Raw genomic sequence first — 15,573 nt, forward strand, 5'->3', positions numbered from 1 at the left:
CCCCATGTCCGAGTTCACTGTCCGGCGTGCCGTCGCCGACGATTCCAAGCGGCTCACCCGGCTGGTCAGAAGCTCCCGGGCCTATCGGGGGGACTACGCCACGATGGTCGAGGGGTACCAGGTCGGGGGTGCGTACATCGAGCACCATCCGGTGTTCGTCGCCGTCGACGCGAGCGACCGGGTGCTCGGGTTCTACGCGCTGCTCGTCGACGACGCCGAGCTCGACCTCGCGTTCGTCGCCGACAGCGCCCAGGGGCTCGGCATCGGGCGGCTGCTCATGGAGCACATGACCGGGCAGGCCAGGGCCGCCGGGCTCACGACCGTGCGGGTCGTCGCGCATCCGCCCGCCGAGGAGTTCTACCTGCGCACCGGCGCCGTCCGCAGCGGAACCGTTCCGGCCGCCGGACGCATCCACTGGGACCGCCCCGAGCTCCGGTACGACATCGCGTGACCGCCACGGAGCCCCAGCCCCAGTCACAGCATCAGCCCCCTGAGCCCCAGCGCGCCGAGCGCCGCAGGCTCTTCGCCGACCTCACCCCGCTGCGGACCTCCGCCCACTACCGCCGTCTCTGGTTCGGCAGCACCGTCTCCTGGGTCGGGCAGGGGATGACGGCGCTCGCCGTCTCCCTCCAGGTGTACGACATCACCCGGTCGCCCTTCTCCGTCGGACTCGTCGGACTGTTCTCGCTCGTCCCGCTCGTCGTCTTCGGGCTGTACGGCGGTGCCATCGCCGACACCGTCGACCGCCGCAAGCTCGGGCTCTACAGCGCCTGCGGTTCCGCCGTGCTGTCGGTCGCGCTCGCCGGCGCCGCGTTCGCCGGGTTCCACCGGGTCTGGTTCCTCTACGGGATCGTCGCCCTGCAGGCCGTCTGCGCCGCGCTCAACTCGCCCGCCCGTTCCTCGATGATCCCCCGGCTCCTGCCGCCCGAGCAGCTGCGCGCCGCCAACGCGCTGAACTCGATGGTCACGACCTTCGGCATGCTCGTCGGGCCGAGCCTCGGCGGGCTGATCGTCGGTTTCGCCGGGTACCAGACCGCGTACCTCGTCGACGCCGTCGCCTTCGCCGCGAGCCTCTACGCGATGTGGCGGCTGCCGTCGATGCTCCCGGACCGGAAGGGAGGCGGCAAGCGGGCCTCCGTCCTCGACGGGCTGCGGTTCCTCGCGACCCGGCCCAACCTCCGTATGACGTTCTTCTCGGACTTCTGCGCGATGATCCTCGCCCACCCCCGCGCCCTGTTCCCCGCCGTCGCCGTGCTCTGGTTCGGCGGCGACGCGAAGACCGCCGGACTCCTCGTCGCCGCGCCCGCGTTCGGGGCGCTGCTCGGCGGGGTGCTCTCCGGCTGGCAGGGCCGCATCCGGCACCACGGGCAGGCGATCCTGATCGCCGTCGCCTGCTGGGGGACCGCCATCGCCGTCTTCGGTCTCACCCGGAACCTCTGGCTGGGGCTGCTCCTGCTCGCCCTCGCCGGGTACTCCGACACCGTCTCGATGATCTTCCGCAACACGATGATGCAGGTCGCGGCGCCGGACGAGATGCGCGGCAGGCTCCAGGGCGTGTTCATCGTGGTGGTCGCCGGCGGGCCCCGGCTCGGGGACTTCCTCGCGGGCTCCGTGGCCGATCTGACCTCGCCCGCGGTCGCCGTCACGGGCGGCGGGATCGCCTGTGTCGTCGCGGTCGGTCTCCTCGCCCTGTACGGGCGCGGTTTCCGCCGGTACGACGCGCTCGACCCGACTCCGTGAGCAATTCTCCCCGAACGGCACGTCCTGTTCTGGCGGTTGGCCGCCACGGCGCATAACCGCCAGGACGGAACGGAGTCAACTCCCCTCCACCTGACCAAGACTCCTCGCGGCACCCGGAAACACCCCCGACCCCGGGTCCACGAGGAGTTCGAACGATGACGTCGAGGACCACGCCCTTCGACAGAGGGAGGGCCGCGCTGACCGCCGCGGGCATCTCCCTCGTGCTGCTCTCGGCGGGGCAGACCGCCGCCGCCGGGACCACCGCCTCAGCCGTACCGGACACCTTCAAGGGCGCGGCGGCGAGCACCACCGTCACCCTCGTCACCGGCGACCGCGTCACCCTCACCGACCTCGGCGGCGGGCAGCAGACCGTCACCGTCGACCGGGCCGAGGGCGCCACCGGCGCGATACGCAGCCAGATCGCGAACGGCCGGGTCACGGTCGTCCCCGACGAGGCCCGCCCCTACCTGGCCTCCGGCGCGCTCGACCCCCGCCTCTTCGACGTCACCGGTCTCGTCGCGCAGGGCATCACCGGCGACCTGCCGCTGATCGTCACCTACGGCGGCAAGGGCGCCCGGACCGCCGCGGCGACCCCGCGCGGTGCCGAGACCGTCCGCCCGCTGCCCAGCATCGGCGGCGCCGCCGTCACCGCCACCGACCCCGCCGCCTTCTGGCAGGGCTTCACCGCCGCCCCCGCCGCGCGGACCGCCGCCCCCGCCAAGGTCTGGCTCGACGGCCGGGTCAAGGCCGCCATGGCCGAGTCCAACGCGCAGATCGGCACCCCGAAGGCCTGGGAGGCCGGGCTCACCGGCAAGGGCGTGAAGGTCGCCGTCCTCGACTCCGGCGCCGACCTCGCCCACCCCGACCTCGCGGGCCGGGTCACCGAGTCCAAGTCGTTCATCGCCGGCCAGGAGGTCGCCGACCGCAACGGCCACGGCACCCATGTCGCCTCCACCGTCGGCGGCAGCGGCGCCGGCTCCGACGGCAAGGAGAAGGGCGTCGCCCCCGGCGCCACCCTCGCCGTCGGCAAGGTCCTCAGCGACGAGGGCTCCGGCTCCGAGTCGGAGATCATCGCCGGCATGGAGTGGGCCGCCAAGGACATCGACGCGAAGATCGTCTCGATGAGCCTCGGCTCCCGCGAACCCAGCGACGGCACCGACCCGATGGCCCAGGCCGTCAACACCCTCACCGCCGAGACCGGCGCCCTCTTCGTCATCGCCGCCGGCAACTCCGGCGCCCCCGGCTCCATCGGCTCGCCCGGCGCCGCCGACTCCGCCCTCACCATCGGCGCCGTCGACTCCGCCGACGAGGCCGCCTACTTCACGAGCCAGGGCCCCCGCTACGGCGACCAGGCCCTCAAGCCCGACCTGTCGGCGCCCGGCGTGGACATCCTCGCCGCCCGCTCCCAGCTCGTCCCCGGCAGCGGCCTCTACACCTCCATGAGCGGTACGTCGATGGCGACCCCGCACGTCGCCGGCGTCGCCGCGCTGCTCGCCGAGCGGCACCCCGACTGGACCGGCGCCCAGCTCAAGAGCGCGCTGATGTCCTCGTCGAAGACGCTCGACGCCTCCTCGTACGCGCTCGGCTCCGGCCGGGTCGACGTGGCCGCCGCGATCGCCGCGAACGTCACCGCGACCGGCTCCGCCGACCTCGGCTACGTCGCCTGGCCGTACGAGGCGAACGAGCCCGTCACGAAGACCGTCACCTACACCAACTCCTCCGACGCCCCGGTCGCGCTGAACCTGGCCGTCGAGGGCATGCCGGCCGGTGTCGCCGCCCTCGCCGACACCACCCTCACCGTCCCCGCCCACGGCACCGCGAGCACCACCGTCACCGGTGACGGCGCCAAGGCCCCCGTCGGCCAGTCCTCCGGCCGGGTCACCGCCACCGCCGCCGGCACCGTCGTCGCGCACACCGCGCTCGGCCTGGTGAAGGAGGAGGAGCGCTACACCCTCACCGTCCACGTCAAGGACCGTGACGGCGCCGCCACCCCCGCCTACCTGGGCGTGCAGCAGCTCACCCCGGGCGTCGACCCCTTCCCGGCCACGGTCGGCGAGTCCGGCACCCTCGAACTGCGCCTCAAGCCCGGCACGTACACCGTCGACAGCTTCCTCGACGTGCGCGGCTCCCACGGCAAGGACTCCCTCGGCCTCGGCTTCCTCACCGCGCCGGAGATCACCCTCGACCGCGACCGCGAGATCACCCTCGACGGGCGGCAGCTCCGCGAGATCCGCGCCGAGGTCGAGAAGCGCACCGAGACCCGGCAGCTCCTGATGGAGTTCGACCGGAAGGCCAACGGCGCCTCCTACGGCGGCGCCGTCCAGGTCCCGGCGACGTACGACTCGATCTTCGCCGCGCCCACCGCCAGGCCCGCCACCGGCACCTTCGAGTACCGGACCGTCTGGCGCCTCGGCAAGCCCATGCTGGAGGCGAGCGTCGACGGCACCCGGCTCTCCGAGGCCACGCCGCAGGGCGGCGGCACTCTCCTGGAGGGCGGCCACCGTCTCGGCGTCGTCGACGCGGGCACCGGGACCCCCGCCGAGTACACCGGCAGGAACGTCGCCGGCAAGGCCGTCCTCGTCCGGCTGACCGAGGGCGCCGACCCGAAGCAGCTCGCCCAGCACGCCCAGGACGCGGGCGCCAGGGCCCTGTTCGTCACCGACGACCAGCCCGGCCGGCTGATGAAGTTCTTCGGCACCGCCGACTACGAGGACCGGCCGCTCGCCGTCGCCACCGTCAACACCGCCGACGCCCAGCGGCTCGCCGCCGCCGCGGCCCGCGGCAAGCGCGTCGACCTGACCGGCACCCGCTTCACCCCGTTCACGTACGACCTCTCCGAGGGCCACCCCGGGGCCATCGGCAAGGACCTGGTCTTCCGTCCCGGCCGGGACGAACTGGCCACCATCAGCTCCACCTTCCACGCGCCGACCAAGCGCAGGGAACTGGGCGGCGAGTTCCGCTACTCGATCACCGACACCTTCCCGATCGGCTTCGGCTTCAAGGAGTGGATCTCCTTCCCGGCCGAACGCACCGAGTACGTCTCCACCGGCACCGGCCAGCGCTGGCACGAGTCCGTCGACCTCGGCGACTCCCTGGAGGAGCGCGGCGGCACCCCGTCCTACGGCGGCGGCAGCCGGGTGGACCTCGACTGGTTCGGCCCCGTCTGGCACCCGTGGCTGGGCACCGGCCTCGGCTGGGGCCAGCAGCGCGTCGGCAACGACCTGCGCTTCAACACCCCCGGCTGGGGCGACTCCGGCACCGACCACACCGGCTTCGGCAACGTGTGGAACGACGACTCGATGACCCAGTACACCGAGGTGTACGTCAACGGCACCCGCGTCGACCGCAAGATGAGCTCCGGCGCCTACGCCTGGGACGCCCCGGCCGAGGAGGCGACCTACAAGGTCGTCACCGACACCGCGCTCGACCCGACGCGCTGGCGGCTCGCCGGCAAGGGCCACAGCGAGTGGACCTTCCGATCCGCCGAGACCCCGTCCGACCGGATCACCTACCTGCCGATGCTCAACCTCGGCTTCGACGTGGACACCGACATCAACGGTGACGTCCGCGCCGGACGCAAGCTGCCCGTCGGGATCTTCGCCGCATACGTGAAGGGCGCCACCGGCACCGGCACCATCACCGGCGGCACCCTGGAGGTCTCCTACGACGAGGGCAGCACCTGGACGAAGGTCGCCCTCAAGAAGGCGCGGCACGGCGCCGCCTGGGACGGCGAACTGCGCGTCCCGGCCGGCGCGGCCTCCGTCTCGCTGCGGGCCGGGGCGAGCGACGACCGGGGCGGCTCGGTCACGCAGGAACTGATCCGCGCGGTGGGCGTGAAGTAGTCACGCGGCCACCTGTCAGGCACGGCCGGCCGGGCCCCCTCCCGCTCACCGCGGGAGGGGGCCCGGCTCCGTCCGCTCACCCCGCGGCGCTCAAGGACTTCTTGAGGACCTTGCCCATGTCGTTGCGGGGGAGAGCGTCGAGAAGGCGCACCACCCGGGGCCGCTTGTGCGGGGCGAGCAGGCGCGCCACGTGCTCGGCCAGCTCCTCCCCCGTCGGGGGCTTCTCCCTGTCCTCCGGCACCACCCAGGCCACGATCCGCTCGCCCAGGTCGGGGTCGGGCTCACCGGTGACGGCCGCCTCGCGCACCCCGGCGTGGTCGAGGAGCGCGTTCTCGATCTCGCCCGCCCCGATCTTGTAGCCGCCGCTCTTGATCAGGTCGGTCGCCTTGCGGCCGACGAGCCGCACCGCGCCGTCCGGCTCCCTGACCGCCACGTCGCCGGTACGGAACCAGTCGCCGTCGAAGGCCGCGGCCGTCGCGTCCGGCCGGTTGAGGTAGCCGGAGAACAGGTTCGGGCCGCGCACCTGCACCTCGCCGACCGTCTCCCCGTCGAGCTCCTCCACCACGGAGCCGTCCTCCTCGACGAGCCGCAGGTCCACGCCCGCGAGCGGGGGGCCGACGGTCCCGGGGCGCGGGGCGCCGCCCGGCCGGACGCTGGTGTTCATGAGCGTCTCCGTCATCCCGTACCGCTCCACGACCGTCCGGCCCGTCGCCGCCGCGATCCGCTCGTGGTCGTGGACCGGGAGCGCCGCCGACCCGGAGACGAGGAGCCGCGCCCCGGCCAACGCCCGGACCAGTCCGTGGTCCTCGGCGAGCGCGTCCGCGAGCCGGTGGTACATCGTCGGCACGCCGAACAGCATCGTGCCGCCGCCGCCCAGCTCCCGTGTCACGCCCTCCACCGAGAACGCCCCCAGGTGCCGGACCTCGCCGCCCCGGCGCAGCGGCCCCAGGATCCCGAGGATCAGCCCGTGCACATGGAACAGCGGCAGCGCGTGCACGAGGACGTCGTCGGCCGTCCACGACCAGGCGTCGGCGAGCGCGTCCAGCGAGGCGGCGACCGCCCGCCGGGACAGCAGGACACCCTTCGGCGGGCCGGTGGTGCCCGAGGTGTAGACGATCAGGGCCGGGGACTCGGCGTCGGCCGCCTCCGCGACCGGCGGGCCGCTCGCCGCCAGGTCCACGACGACCCGGGGGAGCCCGGTGAGGCCGGCGGGCAGCACGTCCTCGGCGCCGGTGAGCACGGCCGTGGGCCTGCTGTCGTCGAGGACGTGCGCCAGCTCGCGCTCGCCCGTCCGCGGATTGAGCGGTACGGCGGGCACGCCGGCCAGCAGGGCCCCGACGACCGCGACGGCCGTGTGCGCGGTCGGCGTGGCCCAGACGGCGACCCGCCCGGCTCCCTCGATCCGGGCGGCCAGGGCCCCGGCGGCCCGCGCCAGTTCCTCGTACGTCAGGGTGACCGGGCCGCAGCGCAGCGCGGGCCGGTCGGAAGGGGCCGCAAGGGCCGGGAAGAGCGCACTCACCGGTCGTACTCCTCGGGTCGATGTCGAGATCGAGGGTTCCGGGAGGCATTCTGCCGTCCGTCAGGGGCGGCCCGCCGCGACCTTCGTCGCCTCCGGCGCCGGGTCCGCGCCCTCCGGGCGGATTCCGCGCATCCGCCCCCACGCGTACACACAGCCCGCCAGCGCCAGGTCCGACAGCAGCATGAAGCCGATCGAGTACGAGCCCTTCGCGCTGTAGATCGCGCCCATCACCAGCGGCGGCAGGAACCCGCCCAGCCCGCCCATCGCGCCGACGATGCCCGTCACACTGCCGACCTTCGCCTGCGGGGTCACCTGCGAGACCAGCGCGAACACCGAACCGCTCGCCGTGCCCAGGCCCGCCGCCATGATCAGCAGGGCGATCGTGCCGCCGGGATTCAGCGGCGGGTCGAAGGCCTGCACGATCGCGAGGAGCGCCACCACGCCGAGCGCGGCGGCCGTGACGAGCGCCGGATGGATCCGGTCCGAGAGCCAGCCGCCGATCGGCCGGAAGACGACGGTCACCAGCGCGAATCCGGCCGCCTTGGTTCCCGCGTCCGTCGGGTCGAGCTCGTACCAGGTCTTCAGATACGTCGGCAGGTAGACGCCGAACGCCACGATGCCGCCGAAGCCGATCGCGTACAGCGCCGACAGCTCCCACGTCACCCGCAGCCGCCCCGCCGCGCCGAGCCGGGTCGCCAGGGAGGCGGTGGGCACGGGCCGGTCGGGCCGGTCGGTGATGAGCAACGTGGCGAGCACCGCGTACGCCGCCAGCGCGATCGCGACCACGATGAACGGCAGGTTCTCGCCGTGCTTCGCGATGCGCGGGGTGAAGTAGCCGGAGAGCGCCACACCGCCCATGCCCATGCCGAACACGCCGAGCGCGAGGCCGCGCTTCTCGGGCGGGAACCAGGAGTTCACCAGTGGGATGCCGATCGCGAACGTCGTGCCGCCGAGCCCGAGGAGGAACGCGACGACCAGCAGCAGGCCGTAGGTGTCCTTGACCACGATGAGCAGCAGGACGGGGATGATCGTCAGCGCCGAGACCAGCGGGAACATCAGCCTCGCGCCGTACCGGTCGGTCAGCGCGCCGGCCGGGATGCGGCCGAGCGAGCCGACGAGGACGGGGACCGCGACGAGCAGCGACTGCTCGAAGGAGCTGAGTTCGAGCCGGTCGCCGTACCAGCTGGCGAGGGGCGCGATCAGATCCCACGCCCAGAAGGTGAGCGTGAAGCCGATGGTGGCCGTCACCAGGTTGCGGTAGGCCGCCGTGGTCGGGGGCTTGGTCTCGGTGTCCACGCCTCCAGTCAAGATCGGGGAGGGGCGGGGGGCGCGCGGGACTGCTCCGTACGAGTGCCCCCGTGCACGGGGTTTCGTACGGGCGTCCCCGTGCCCGACCTACGGCCAGGCCACCGTCGTCGGCGGAGTGCCGTCGTCCGTGACCCGCAGCCCGGCCCCCTCGCCCCCGACCGACACCTCCACGGTCAGCGCGGCGATCCCCGACCGCCGGTGCGCCGCCGCGAGCGCCCCGCGCAGGGCGGCCAGGAGCCTGCCGGCCGTCTCCTCGTCGATGAGGGTGTCGACGGCTCCGGCGAAGTGCACGGACGGCTGGAAGCCGAGCAGGACCGCCGCCCCGCCGGTCTCCCGCAGCACCTTCCCCCGGAAGGACGTCGGGGCGTCCGCCGGGGGCTGCTGGAGCGCGAAGATGGTCGTACGGACCTCCTGGATCGTGGAGTCCAGCTCGTCCACCGCCCGCCCGAGCAGCGCGTCGTCCTCGGAGGAGCCGACCGCCCGCCGCCGGGTGGACTCCAGCATCATCTCCGTGGCGAACAGGCGCTGGACGACCAGGTCGTGCAGATCGCGGGCGATCCGGTCCCGGTCCTCGTACACCGCGAGCCGCTCCCGGTCGTGCCGCGCGTCGGCGAGGACCAGCGCGAGCGCCGCCTGCGAGGCGAACTGCGAGGCGAGGAGCCGGTCGACGGCCGTGTACGGCCGGTCGCCGCGCCGCCGGGGGAGGGCGAGCGTGCCGATGAGCTTTCCGCCGCTCTGCAGCGGCAGCATCATCGACGGTCCGAAGCGGGACCGGACGGGGGTGGTCATCCGGGGGTCCGTCGCCGAGTCCTCGACGAACACGGGCTCCCCGCCGAGGAGCTGGACGAGCACGGGGGAGCCGGGTGCGATCGCCGTCCCCACCAGTTCGCCCGGGTCGTCCGTGGTCGAGGCGGCGACGATCTCCATCCCGCCCCCGGGGGTGGGCTGGAGGACGACTCCGGCCGAGGCGCCGGCCAGGTTGCGGGCCTGCTCGGCGACGGTCATCAGGGCGTTCTCGGCGGACGCGCCGGTCAGCAGGGCCGTGGTGACCGCCGCCGCGCCCTCGATCCAGCGCTCGCGCTGCCGGGCGGTCTCGTACAGCCGGGCGTTGCCGATGGCGATGCCGGCCTGTGAGGCGAGGACCCGGAGCAGGGAGAGGTCCGCCTCGGTGAAGGCGCCGTCGCGCTTCTCGGTGAGGTACAGATTGCCGAAGACCTCGGTGTGGACCCGGATGGGGACGCCGAGGAAGGTGCGCATCTCCGGGTGCCCCCCGGGCACGCCGGACGAGCGCGGGTCGGCCGTCAGGTCGTCGATCCGCAGCGGCCGCTGGTCCTGGATGAGGGCGCCGAGCAGTCCGGTGTGGCCGTCGGGGAGGCCCCCGACACGCCGCCGCTCCTCGTCCGTCAGGCCGGCGGTGAAGAGCTCGGTGATCCGGCGGCGCTCGGGGTCGACGACCCCGAGCGCGCCGTAGCGGGCCCCGATGAGCTCGGTGGCGGAGTCCACGATGTGCTGGAGGGTGGTGCGGAGTTCGAGGTCCGTGCCGACGCTGAGGACGGCTTCGAGCAGCATGGGCAGCCGGGGCGCGTCCTCGTCCGTGTCCCCGTGCCGGTCCTGGTCCTGGTCCTGGTCCTCGTCCCGGTCCTCGTCCATGATCGTCATGGTCTCATTGTCGTACGAATCGTTCTGTTTCGCGGGATTGTGTCCGGCCGGTCCTCAGTCCTCGTCGGTCAGCGGGTTCCGCTCCGACAGGGGGTCGAGGACCATCGGCTGGACCTTGCCCTCCAGCATCGCGCCGAGGCCCAGGACCGCGCAGACGTCGGGCCGTTCGGCGATGTGGACCGGCATCCCGGTCGCCTCGCGCAGCATCTGGTCGAGCCCCGGCAGCAGGGCGCTGCCGCCGACCATCATGATCCCGCGGTCCGCGAGGTCGGCCACCAGGTCCGGCGGGCAGTCCCGCAGCACCTTGCCGATGCCGTCGAGGACCGCCGTCAGCGGAGTGTGGATGGCCTCCCGCACGGCGGCGGTGTCGACGGTCACCGAACGGGCCAGGCCCGTGGCGACGTCACGGCCGTGGATCTCGGTCCAGGCCGGGCCGTGGGGCGTCAGGCCGTTCCCGCTGAGGGCGAGTTGGAGCGGGCGGACCGACTGGCTCGGCAGCATCAGCTCGTGGTGGTGGCGCAGGTGCTGGATGACGGCGTGGTCGATGGCGTCACCGCCCACCGGCATCCGTTCCGCCGTGACGATGGAGCCGAGCGAGAGCACCGCGACCTGCGTGGTCGCCGCCCCGCACACCAGGATCATCGTCGCGGTCGGCTGCTCGACGGGCAGGCCGCAGCCGACGGCCGCCGCGATCAGCGTGTCGACCAGCTCGACGCGGCGGGCCCCGAGACCGACGAGGGTCTCGACGGCGGCGCGCTGGGCGAGCGGGTCGCTGTCGTGCGGGGTGCAGGCGGCGGCGCGCAGCCGGGGCTTGCGGCGGAGCTGGCGGCGCAGCTTCTCGCCGAGGAGGTGACGGAGCATGCGCTGCGCCATCTCGATGTCGACGACCGTGCCGCCCGAGACGGGACGGACGACCCGGATGTAGTCGGGGGTGCGGCCGGTCATCTTCTCGGCCAGCGCGCCGACGGCGATCAGCGCTCCGGTGCGGGTGTTGACGGCGGCGACGCTCGGCTCGTCGACGACGAGTCCGGCGCCCTTGACGAAGACCCGGGTGCGGGCGGCACCCAGGTCGACGGCGACATGGCAACGACGCAGCTGCTCAAGGCTGACGGTCACGGCGGATCCTCCGGAGTGCGGTGCTGGCACGGGCGAGGTGGGTTCGCGTTACGCGTTCCTCCTGATCGTCCGGCCGTCCGGGGCGCGGCGCGCGTTGGGCTGCGCCGCCCGGGGCCCGCTCCGGCGGGCCCGGCAGGACCTACCGAAGTGGGAGAATCGCGACGCACCGCCGACGACCTGCGGTTTCCTCACACAATCCTCACTTCCGCGGCTACCTGTGGCGGTACCCGGCCGCATAGCCTGCGGGCCCCATGGACTACTGCCACGCGTGCCGGCGGCATCTCAACGGGGCCCTCGCCTGTGCCGGGTGCGGGACTCCCGTCGAGGAACTGCGGTACGAGACCCCCCACATACCCGGCCGGCCGGCCGAGCCCGCCCAGGCGTTCCCGTCGGCCCAGCCGGTGCGGCCCGCCGGGCCCGGGTCCGAGTACGGCGCCGGGCACGAGTACGGCGCCGGGCACGAGTACGGTGCCGGGCATGAGACCGGCCGCGGGCCCGGGACCGGTCCCGGGCATGAGACCGGTCCCGGGCACGCGTACGCGCCGGCGCCCGAGCACGTCTACGAACTCGACGTCCTCGAACCGCCCCGCCCGGCCCCCGGCGGCCGCCGTGCCGCCCGCGGTGCCGCGCAGGGCCGGTCCGCCGGCCGGAGCCGCGCCGCCGAGCGCAGGGGCGGCCGCCGAGGGCGGAGCCGCCGGGGCCGTACGGTCCTGGTGGGAACCCTCGGCCTGGTGCTCGCGGCCGCTTCGCTGAGCATGGCCCGGCTCGCCATGGAGGAACCGGAGCGGGCGGGCGCCGCCACTGCGGTGGAGGAGCTCGACGTCACCGAGTCCCCGCTGGCCCCTGAGCCCGTCGGGACCACCGCCGCACCGGACGGCGGCAACCCCTCGCCGGTCACGTCCGCCCCGACCCGCCCCCGCCAGGTGAGCGCGGACACGAGCAGCGGCACGGGCACGGGATCGGGCGCAGGACCGGGCACGGGTGCGGGTACGGGTTCCGGTACGGGCCCCGGCGCGGGGAGCGGGGACGGGGGCGCCCCCGGGCAGTCGTCGACGCCCACCGACCCGGTGACCCGGCCCGCGACCCCCACCGCGACCCCGTCGGCCACGCAGCCCCAGACGCCTCCGTCCGGCACGCCCACCGCCACCGGTCCGACCCCTTCGGGCACGGCCACGACCGCCACTGCGACCCCCACGCCGACCCCGACCCCGAGCCCGAGCCCGACCAAGACGTGCACCCCGTTCCTCTGGTGGTGCGTCTGAGCGGCGGCAGCCCGTCGGAGGCCCGCCGGCCGGTGTGAGCCGGTGTCAGTCGGCCTCGGGCCTGCCGAACTCCTCGATCAGGACCGGGTACTGCTCGCCGCCGTGGCCCGCGGCGATGGCGCGGTCGGCCATCGCCTTGAACAGCTTCGGGAGTTCGGCGTTGACTCCCAGCGCCTCGCTCTCCCCGATCAGGTGCTCCATCGCCCGCGCGTCGGTCTCCAGGGCGGACACCTCGGCGGGGAAGGAGCCGGCGTCGATCTGCTCGGCGTACCCCGGGAGCCAGTCGGCGACTCCGGCGGCGATCTGCCGGGCGAACGGCGCGTACGTGGCCGCGTCGACGCCCGCCTTCCTAAGCATGGCCGTGCCCTGGAGCCAGGCGTTCAGGACGCTCCACATCATGGCCAGGCCGGCCACGTCGTACAGGGACGCCAGCCCGTGGTCCTCGCCGAGGTGGGTGACGGTGCCGAGCGCTTCGAGGGTGGCGCCGTGGGCGTCGAAGTCCGCCTTCGGGCCGCTGAGCAGGATGACCGCCTCGGCGGTGCCGATCACCGGCGGAACGGCCATGATCGCGCCGTCCAGGTAGCGGGCGCCGCGCCGGCCGGCCCAGCGGGCGGCCTCGCGGGCCTGCGCCGAGTCGCCCGAGGTCAGGTTGACCAGGGTCGTGCCGTCGAGCTTCACCTCGTCCGTGCCGAGCAGCTCGTGCACGGCGTCGTAGTCGGTGAGGCAGACGATAGTCAGGGGACTCGCGTCGAGCGCCGTGCCGATCGAGGGCGCCAGGTGCGCGCCCTCGGCCACCAGTGCGGCGGCCTTGGAACTCGTGCGGTTCCACACGGTGGTGGGGTGTCCGGCCCTGAGGAAGGCGCCGGCGAGGGCCTGGCCCATCAGGCCGAGTCCGATGACGGTCACGGGGGCGGCGGCGGATGCGTTCACAGGTGCGGCTGTTCTGTCGGTCATGACAGCATCGTGGACGTTGATACCGGTGTGAAGGTCAAGCGAGCGCGTGAGCGGACGAGGGCGGGGTTGCGGTGCGGATCGGGGAGTTAGGCCGTCGGACGGGTGTCCACACCCATCAGCTGCGCTATTACGAGGCCCAGGGCCTCCTGGAGGCCGGCCGGGGCTCCAACGGGTACCGGGAGTACGACGAGAGCGCCGTGCTGCGGGTGAGGCAGATCCGGCATCTGCTCGGCGCGGGGCTGTCCTCGGAGGACATCGCGTACCTGCTGCCGTGCGCGGTCGGCGAGGTCCCTGAGCTGGCCGGCTGCCCCGAGCTGCTGGCCGCCATGCGGTCGCGGATGGGGCGGATCGAGGACCAGATGGAACGGCTGGCCCGGTCGCGCGACGCGCTCGCCGTCTACATCGACGCGGCCGAACGCACGGGCGCCGAGAACTATCCGCCCTTCGACGGCTCCGGCCGGGCCCCCGTCCCCGCCTGAGCGGCGCGGCGTCCCGCGCGCCGTCCCTCGGGCGCCGAGCGGGCCGGTCCCGAGCGGGTCCCGAGCGGGCCTCTCCCGGCCGGCCCGGCTTCCTTCGACGCTCTAGACGTCCGGCTGGACGCCGAGCATCCGCTTCAGCAGGTCCCGCAGCAGCGTCCGCTCGGCCTCCGTCAGCTCGCCGAGCGGCTCGCGCGCGAAGTCCAGGGACTCGCGCAGCCGGTGGGCCGTCGCGCGGCCCTCCTCCGTGGGGACGGCCAGTTTGACACGGCGGTCCGCCGGGTCGGGCCGTCGTTCCACCAGGCCACGGGCCTCCAGGCGGTCCACGATCCCGGTGATGTTGGACGGCTCGCACTTCAGCTTCTGGGCGATCCGGCGCATCGGCAGCGGATCCAGTGAGAGCAGGCCGAGGACACGGGCCTGCGCGCCGGTCAGCGCGTGCTGCGCGGCGGCCTGCTCGTACTCCTCGTAGTAGCGCGCGACGACCGTGCCGATCAGTTCGACGACTTCGAGGGTCACGGGGTCCGTGCGTGGGGTGGCCATGTCCGCCATCCTACCCAGATGCTTGACAACATAAAATATCTAGGTGCATGGTTGTTTCAGGTAGTGAATCTTTTGCGATCTGAAGCTTTTCGTACGTTCTCTGGAGGCCGTGCTCATGTCCGTTCTTCCCGCGTCCAGCCGTGAGTGGCACCTCGTCGCCCGTCCGCACGGCTGGCCGACCCCCGCGGACTTCGCGCTCCGTGAGACCCCCGTCACCGAGCCCGCCGAGGGCCGGATCCTGGTCAGGAACCTGCACTTCTCGGTCGACCCGTACATGCGCGGCCGGATGAACGACGTGAAGTCGTACATCCCGCCGTTCGCGCTCGACCGCCCCATGGACGGCGGCGCGGTCGGCGAGGTCATCGCCTCGAACGCCGAGGGCTTCGCCGTCGGCGACCACGTCCTGCACGGCCTCGGCTGGCGCGAGTACGCCGACGTCCCGGCCCAGCACGCCACCAAGGTCGACCCGGCGCTCGCCCCCCTCTCCGCCTACCTCGGCGTCCTCGGCATGACCGGCCTCACCGCCTACGCCGGCCTCTTCGACGTGGCCTCCTTCAAGGAGGGCGACGCGGTCTTCGTCTCCGGCGCCGCCGGTGCCGTCGGCAGCCAGGTCGGCCAGATGGCGCGCCTCAAGGGCGCCTCCCGCGTGATCGGCTCGGCCGGCTCCGACGAGAAGGTCAAGTTCCTCGTCGAGGAGCTCGGCTTCGACGCCGCCTTCAACTACAAGAACGGCCCGGTCAAGGACCAGCTCCGCGAGGCCGCCCCGGACGGCATCGACGTCTACTTCGACAACGTCGGCGGCGACCACCTCGAAGCCGCGATCTCCTCGCTCAACGTGCACGGCCGCGCCACCATCTGCGGCATGATCGCCCAGTACAACGACACCGAGCCGGTCCCGGGCCCGCGCAACATGGCGATGATCATCGGCAAGCGGCTCCGCCTCCAGGGCGTCCTCGTCGGCGACCACTACGGCCTCCAGCAGCAGTTCGTCCAGGAGGTCGGCGGCTGGCTCGCGGCCGGCGAGCTGAAGCACCGCGAGACCTTCGTCGAGGGCATCGAGAACGGCGTGGACGCCTTCCTCGGACTGCTCCGCGGTGACAACACCGGAAAGATGATCGTCTCGGTGACCGGTTAGTCTTCCCTCAGCCGCCGCG

12 protein-coding genes are annotated in these 15,573 nt (G+C 73.4%); 6 read left to right on the top strand and 6 right to left on the bottom strand.

The features are described 5' to 3' along the window. Positions 1-4: 4 nt before the first annotated feature. From ACIP84_RS34135 to ACIP84_RS34145, 3 genes are all read left to right on the top strand, one after another. Entirely contained in the window at positions 5-451 is a 447-nt protein-coding gene (locus tag ACIP84_RS34135) for a GNAT family N-acetyltransferase (protein WP_401803280.1), read from the top strand. Beyond that, positions 448-1,740, top strand: coding sequence for an MFS transporter (locus ACIP84_RS34140; RefSeq protein WP_401803283.1), 1,293 nt, complete (start codon positions 448-450; stop codon positions 1,738-1,740). The genes ACIP84_RS34135 and ACIP84_RS34140 overlap by 4 nt, the downstream gene beginning before the upstream one ends. Before the next feature lie 155 nt (positions 1,741-1,895). Then, the gene (locus ACIP84_RS34145; protein WP_401803286.1) at positions 1,896-5,582 is read left to right on the top strand and encodes a S8 family serine peptidase; all 3,687 of its coding nucleotides are present in this window, start codon (positions 1,896-1,898) and stop codon (positions 5,580-5,582) included. Positions 5,583-5,658: 76 nt separating this feature from the next. Here ACIP84_RS34145 and ACIP84_RS34150 read toward each other — a convergent pair whose 3' ends face one another. From ACIP84_RS34150 to ACIP84_RS34165, 4 genes are all read right to left on the bottom strand, one after another. After that, on the bottom strand, positions 5,659-7,101 hold the full coding sequence (locus ACIP84_RS34150) for an acyl-CoA synthetase (protein WP_401803289.1): 1,443 nt from the start codon (positions 7,099-7,101) through the stop codon (positions 5,659-5,661). A gap of 60 nt (positions 7,102-7,161) precedes the next feature. Continuing rightward, a complete protein-coding gene (locus tag ACIP84_RS34155; protein ID WP_401803292.1) occupies positions 7,162-8,397 on the bottom strand; it encodes a nitrate/nitrite transporter in 1,236 nt (411 codons plus the stop codon). Between the two features lie 99 nt (positions 8,398-8,496). Continuing rightward, positions 8,497-10,068: a GAF domain-containing protein gene (locus tag ACIP84_RS34160; RefSeq protein WP_401803294.1), complete on the bottom strand. Its 1,572-nt coding sequence runs from the start codon at positions 10,066-10,068 to the stop codon at positions 8,497-8,499. Between the two features lie 54 nt (positions 10,069-10,122). Then, positions 10,123-11,184, bottom strand: a complete 1,062-nt coding sequence (locus tag ACIP84_RS34165; protein ID WP_030321900.1) for a rod shape-determining protein — start codon at positions 11,182-11,184, stop codon at positions 10,123-10,125. A 251-nt stretch (positions 11,185-11,435) separates the two neighbouring features. Here ACIP84_RS34165 and ACIP84_RS34170 point away from each other — a divergent pair, with 251 nt between their 5' ends. Beyond that, a complete protein-coding gene (locus tag ACIP84_RS34170) occupies positions 11,436-12,446 on the top strand; it encodes a hypothetical protein (protein WP_401803296.1) in 1,011 nt (336 codons plus the stop codon). Between the two features lie 45 nt (positions 12,447-12,491). Here the strand turns inward: ACIP84_RS34170 and ACIP84_RS34175 are convergent, their stop codons facing one another. Then, on the bottom strand, positions 12,492-13,400 hold the full coding sequence (locus ACIP84_RS34175) for an NAD(P)-dependent oxidoreductase (protein ID WP_401803298.1): 909 nt from the start codon (positions 13,398-13,400) through the stop codon (positions 12,492-12,494). Positions 13,401-13,471: 71 nt separating this feature from the next. On the opposite strand from ACIP84_RS34175, the gene ACIP84_RS34180 reads away from it, so the two are divergent. Beyond that, positions 13,472-13,879 carry a MerR family transcriptional regulator gene (locus ACIP84_RS34180; protein WP_401803300.1) on the top strand — a complete coding sequence of 136 codons (408 nt, stop codon included), beginning with the start codon at positions 13,472-13,474 and terminating at the stop codon, positions 13,877-13,879. Positions 13,880-13,981: 102 nt separating this feature from the next. On the opposite strand, the gene ACIP84_RS34185 is transcribed toward ACIP84_RS34180, so the two are convergent. Continuing rightward, the gene (locus ACIP84_RS34185; RefSeq protein WP_231074866.1) at positions 13,982-14,419 is read right to left on the bottom strand and encodes a MarR family winged helix-turn-helix transcriptional regulator; all 438 of its coding nucleotides are present in this window, start codon (positions 14,417-14,419) and stop codon (positions 13,982-13,984) included. Positions 14,420-14,534: 115 nt separating this feature from the next. Here ACIP84_RS34185 and ACIP84_RS34190 point away from each other — a divergent pair, with 115 nt between their 5' ends. Beyond that, positions 14,535-15,554: an NADP-dependent oxidoreductase gene (locus ACIP84_RS34190; RefSeq protein ID WP_355966661.1), complete on the top strand. Its 1,020-nt coding sequence runs from the start codon at positions 14,535-14,537 to the stop codon at positions 15,552-15,554. Positions 15,555-15,573: the final 19 nt, after the last annotated feature.

Source organism: Streptomyces sp. NPDC088707, from assembly GCF_044752725.1.
Taxonomy (GTDB): domain Bacteria; phylum Actinomycetota; class Actinomycetes; order Streptomycetales; family Streptomycetaceae; genus Streptomyces.

Coding starts and splice junctions, on each gene's coding strand:
- ACIP84_RS34145 (WP_401803286.1), top strand. CDS start 1,896: ATGACGTCGAGGACCACGCCCTTCGACAGAGGGAGGGCCGCGCTGACC.
- ACIP84_RS34175 (WP_401803298.1), bottom strand. CDS start 13,400: ATGACCGACAGAACAGCCGCACCTGTGAACGCATCCGCCGCCGCCCCC.
- ACIP84_RS34160 (WP_401803294.1), bottom strand. CDS start 10,068: ATGACGATCATGGACGAGGACCGGGACGAGGACCAGGACCAGGACCAG.
- ACIP84_RS34135 (WP_401803280.1), top strand. CDS start 5: ATGTCCGAGTTCACTGTCCGGCGTGCCGTCGCCGACGATTCCAAGCGG.
- ACIP84_RS34190 (WP_355966661.1), top strand. CDS start 14,535: ATGTCCGTTCTTCCCGCGTCCAGCCGTGAGTGGCACCTCGTCGCCCGT.
- ACIP84_RS34170 (WP_401803296.1), top strand. CDS start 11,436: ATGGACTACTGCCACGCGTGCCGGCGGCATCTCAACGGGGCCCTCGCC.
- ACIP84_RS34185 (WP_231074866.1), bottom strand. CDS start 14,419: ATGGCCACCCCACGCACGGACCCCGTGACCCTCGAAGTCGTCGAACTG.